This window comes from Natronobacterium haloterrestre, from assembly GCF_900112205.1.
In the GTDB taxonomy this organism is placed as follows: domain Archaea; phylum Halobacteriota; class Halobacteria; order Halobacteriales; family Natrialbaceae; genus Natronobacterium; species Natronobacterium haloterrestre.
Window position 1 is genome coordinate 1 of the sequence record NZ_FOKW01000025.1, and the last position, 5,320, is coordinate 5,320.

Annotated in this window: 3 protein-coding genes; all 3 read left to right on the forward strand. The window is 50.8% G+C overall.

All coding sequences use genetic code 11. The annotated features are described in order from the left end of the window. The first annotated feature begins 1,419 nt into the window (after positions 1 to 1,419). Positions 1,420 to 3,279 (forward strand): MBL fold metallo-hydrolase, encoded by a 1,860-nt coding sequence (locus BM113_RS21615; RefSeq protein WP_089790181.1) that lies wholly within the window; start codon positions 1,420 to 1,422, stop codon positions 3,277 to 3,279. 138 nt (positions 3,280 to 3,417) lie between these two features. After that, on the forward strand, positions 3,418 to 3,642 hold the full coding sequence (locus BM113_RS21620; RefSeq protein ID WP_089790183.1) for a hypothetical protein: 225 nt from the start codon (positions 3,418 to 3,420) through the stop codon (positions 3,640 to 3,642). Further along, positions 3,635 to 5,239, forward strand: coding sequence for a DUF499 domain-containing protein (locus tag BM113_RS21625; protein WP_245758155.1), 1,605 nt, complete (start codon positions 3,635 to 3,637; stop codon positions 5,237 to 5,239). Before BM113_RS21620 ends, BM113_RS21625 begins: the two co-directional genes overlap by 8 nt. The last annotated feature ends 81 nt before the right edge of the window (positions 5,240 to 5,320 follow it).

Consider the following 5,320-nt stretch of genomic DNA (forward strand, 5'->3'; position numbering starts at 1 on the left):
CGAGGATATCGATTTCCATAGACAGAATCGAATTCCTCGGCTTCATCCTTCTAAGCTAGTGATATCGGCGGATTAGATCGCTATTCAACAGAGCACGTCGAGGAACTTCTGTAATAGTCGGATAGCGTGACCTGGATTCACCGGCCAATAATGCCTCTCATCCTGACCTGAGTTCTTGCCCATTGAGGATAGACTGGAGCTGTTCAGACGTATCTAGCAGTAGTTCTGAATTCGGCTGCTATATTTCAGGTAGCCAGTGCACGACTTCAAAAGGAGTGAAATAGAGCCTATAAATTCGAAACCACTGCTAGGTCACTCACTTGGTGAAAAAATCTACTGGTGGAAGCAGGATCTAAAATCACAGAAAGAACGGTGTGTTAGAGAGTATTCATCAGGGAGCGCTCGGCAAGCCACAGTTCTGATGTATTTGGATGGAATGTCAAAATCGTGCTCAAATCTCATCCATCAGTTTCACTTCCACCACGGTTGGATGACATTTAGTGCACATGGAATTCTTAACCGTATTATGGGAGCGAACGATACCGATATCGATTCTGCCGAGGTTACTAACCGGGGCACAGTTATCTTAGACGAATCCGATCCACGTACCGTGATTGAGTGTCTCCCCAGTACCGTCTTTCCTGTAATGATTCGGTTTTCCCTAGGAAAGTCAACGAACGGCGATCGAACGCATGAAGAACTTCATACACCGGATTATCCAGTTGACGTTCGAATTCCACAGGGAGCATACATACCAGAGTCGACAGTCTATTTCGATAACCCTGCAGAACGACCACCTCGAAATGCGACTGCATGGCGACCAAATGAGTTCATCGAGTCTCTATCCGAACTTCTAACGAAAATCGATAGCTCTCCGTATGTTGATACAGATCGCCTTCAATTCACAGATCTTTGTGTAGCTGAGATCGCTCCTCGCTACACAACTAATGATCCAGATACCGGAGCCACAGTAGCTACACCAGAACTCTACAAAGACCAAGCGGATATCACTCTTGGGTACTTTCGGCGAGAGGGAAGCCTCGCAGCAACACAAATTAGAGACTCGCTTGATACTGCTATGCCTGGAGAAACCCGATCCCCACCACAACTCCTTCAGGTTACTGAGGCAACAGCAAAACCAGCGCGGTCCAGCCGTGAGACACAGCAACCAGCTGGCCGTCATAAATACTTCACAGAGGGTGAAGCAGAGCGTATAGACCAACTTGACGCGACACCTGCTAATTGGATGTTAGACCGTGTGGCACCAGCCACCAGCGACCATCGATCACTAAACCCAGTTCTCTCTGAAATTGATCAGTTCTTCCCACAACTAAGTGAGACAGATCTACTCGAGTTTATTCGGTTACGTGGGCGAACTGAAAGCAGTGAGCGGTTCTATGCAAATGAGGTGTTATCCCGATGAGCGGTACCGTTCAGGAGTCTAGTGAGAAGGAAAATGAGTATGTTCCCAGAATCGGTGGAGAAGCAGAAATTGATTTTTCGGTCGATGATGAATCCCCCTTTGTAGTCATTCCTCGAGGCGGTGCGAAAGAAATTGGTCGAAGTTGTTACCAGGTTGAGACACGAACAGGAACGTATCTTGTCGATGTTGGATTAAATCAAGGAGATGGTGGACTGTTTCCTGACCTCAGAGGTTTTGACGAAGGCCAAATTGATGCAGTGTTTCTCACCCACGCCCATATCGATCATATTGGATCGCTTCCGCTATTAGAAAGTCATAACTTTCTCTCAGATCAGGCACCTGTAATTACGACAAGACCGACAGCGGCACTTGCGGATACACTACTTCGGGATTCACTGAAGATCCATCGTCGTGTGACTCAAAAACCGGGAAGAGAACAGCAGTACACCGAAACGGATCTGAGAAAGGTCATTGATCGTTTCCGGCCTTGTGGATACCAAGCAGCAGATTTGAGTGACCATATTGCACATATTGATGATACCGAGACACTCCATTTCGAGTTTGGAAATGCTGCCCACTTACTGGGGAGTGCTTGGCTCGCACTAACCGTTGATGGCTCTCGAGTGGTTTTCTCGGGAGATATTGGCGGACGGTCGAACCACCTTCCAGATATCGATGAACCCCCTCAGGCAGATGCGCTCTTTCTTGAGTCAACATACGGGGATACTCATTCTCATACTAACGCTTCTGATACGAGAACCGATATTTACAATGAAGCTATCGAAGCGGCCACGAATGGGAAACCAGTTCTCATCCCCTGCTTTGGTGTAGGTCGATCTCAGGAACTGCTCTATATGTTCAAAAACCGTATCCATACGCTCCCAGAGGAAGACCGCTCACAACTCAACATTGTCTACGATGGAATGGCCCAACGCGCTACAAACACTTACAACGAGCATTGTCAGGGAGAGTTTGCAGCTGAATCGATCCGAAATTACATTGTCAATTCGGGTGATCAACAGCCGTTCCTCTTTGATCAGGCGTCATCTGCGAGACGAATGTCCTTGTCCCGAGAGGAGTTATTGGAAGCTGACGAAACACCCATTATAATCGCACCCTCTGGAATGTTGTCTGGAGGCTTTTCTCCGACGTACTTACTCGAGTTCACTCAGCGATATGATGATGCCCGCATCATCCTCTGTGGGTTCCAAGCCGAAGGAACACCTGGCCGCCGATTAGAGGAAGCGTTGAAAGATGATTTGGACGAAATTGCTCTCACTCTTCCCTCAAATGGGTTGAATGGAGATATTCCTGATGAGGGTGACGGAACACGTGTTAAAGTTCCAGTTGGTTGGATCAGTCGATACCACGGGCTGTCAGCACACGCTGCTCGGAACGAATTGCTTCAATTTGCACGTCAAGTGTCTCCATCGCAGGTGTATCTCATTCACGGTGAGCAAGATCAACAGGAGAAGATGGCCAATCACCTTGCGGGAAACCTTGACTCTGTCTCTACAATCCAGTTAACTGGAATGATGAATCCGGTATCGGTTAGTCCCGACCTTCCTGATGAGCAAGTCGTTGGGGACCGACCTGCAAAACGCATTCTGGACGAACGTGGTGGTGATATTGAGGTTAGCGATCAGAGCCACTTCAATTCTGATGCAGTCCATGGAACACTATCGGAATTCAGTGACCAAATCGAAGCACTAGAATTAGCCCTTCGTTCGCTTAGTGGCCAATTAGCCGTCGAGCGCCATGATAGTGGCTTCTCGGAAGAAGATATCCGACGGATTGTTCGAGACGAAATGAATGATATTGTTCGCGACGCAGTTCAAGAGAATCATTCTGACTGAAATCAAACCCATAAAATTTGATAATTATTGGGGCCAGCTAATCTGGATACTACGCCCGAACCATGGTTTGTACAGCCCTAGTGCGGCTTAGACTAAGTAAAGGTTATAACACTCCCATCAAGTAATAGAAATATCCAGATGACTCAGAAGACAATCGGGCAGAATACTGGCCAATCTGGTCGGGTCAATTTGTCCGGACCTGAGCTTAAGAAGTTCGATGCTGAGGTCGGTGATGAAATTAAGATCGATATTGCAGAGTCGAAGGGAATCGCCAAGGCAATTATTGAGAATAGTTCAGAATGCGAGTTCGTGATCGTATCCAAACCAGAGGCCGGTACATCAGCGGAGGACAATGATGAGTAGCGAGTATCCTTCGCTCTTCGAGAATTGCCAGCCGCGCGACGATGTGTTAGACGGCTCGCTTCAGGAGGAACAGTTCGCTGCGAAACTCTCGACTGTCGTCCACAACCCTGAGAAGGCAGCACCAGTCTATCGAGACCCCGACTCGTTCTACGATATGACCTATCCCACGGAGGGTCTCCGTACGCTGCTCTCCAATCTCACGGGGCGTTTCTTGGCGACGACAAAGTACGACCCTGGTTCATATACTTCGAGTATTCTCTGTCTTGACACACGATTCGGTGGTGGGAAAACGCACGACCTCATCGCTTCGTACCATCTTGCTGAGAACCCTGCCGGTATTGACGACCTCTCGCACTACCTGCTGGACGGTGATAAGGAACTTGCGGCTGACTACCAGAATGCGGTAGCCGAGGGCCTCGACATCGCGACGGGGGTCTTCATCGGTACGAAAGCCGATAGTAAGGATGCCCGACACGCCGACGACGATCCGGATGCCCCGAATACCCGGACGATGTGGGGTGAACTCGCGTACCAGCTCTACGGGCTCGATGGCTACGAGTACCTCAAGGACTACGACCAAGACCGGGACGCACCCGGTGAGGGGACGCTCTCGAAACTCTTCGCTCAGTACGATCAGCCGGCTCTCATTCTGATCGACGAAATCGCCGACTACATGAACAAGGCCGCGGGCACGCCTGTCGGCGACAAGACGCTCGCCGATCAGACGCTTTCGTTCGTGATGGCGCTCCTCGAAGCGGCTGCCGAGTCGGAGCACGTCACGGTCGTCTACTCTATCGCGGATACAGCGTTTGGTGAACAGGCTGACCGGGTTCGTGATGGCGTCCGTGATCACATTGAGGAGGTCAACGAGATCGGCCGGCGGCAGCACAAGACGGTCACACCGACCGACGAAAACGAGATCGGACAAGTCCTTCAACACCGTCTCTTCTCGGAAGTTCCAGAAAACGCCGCGCGCGAAGCCGCTGAATCATACTTCCAATTCTATGACCAGGAAGACCGGCAGTATCCACAGGAAGCCACTGACGCTGGCTACGTGGATGTCCTCGCTCGCGAGTACCCCTTCCATCCCTCCTTAATCGACGCTCTCACGGACAAGATCGATACGATCCCTCAATTCCAGCGCACGCGTGATGCCCTCCGCTTGCTTGCTCGAGCCGTCTACTACCTCTGGAATCACCAGCCCGACAGTTACGACCGCCACTGGATTCGGATATACGACCTCACAGTCGCTGATGACGATCCTGGCGGTGGGATTCAGACGATCCTTCGTGAGCGCCTATTCGACTTCGTCGATCTCGGCCCCGCAGTGACCGCCGACATCTACGACGACGATGGTACCGCGCACGCCCAGCTTGAGGACCGAAAATGGACCGAAAACGGTCTCCCGCCTCTCGGTACCCATCTGACGACGACAGTTCTCTGGCACAGCCTTGCATACGGAGAACAGGCTGCAGGCCTAACTCACGCCGATCTGAACCTCGCTATCGGTCACCCCGATCTGAACTTCGACGACTACGATGCCGCACTATCCGCACTCCGGGGCGACGATATGGACGTCGCGTGCATCCGTCTTTAGCTAAGCCAAGAATCGCATGACTGCGGCGGCTTATCGGTGGTACTTTTCGGAAGGAATGAGGAGGCGACAGCTGTGTACACC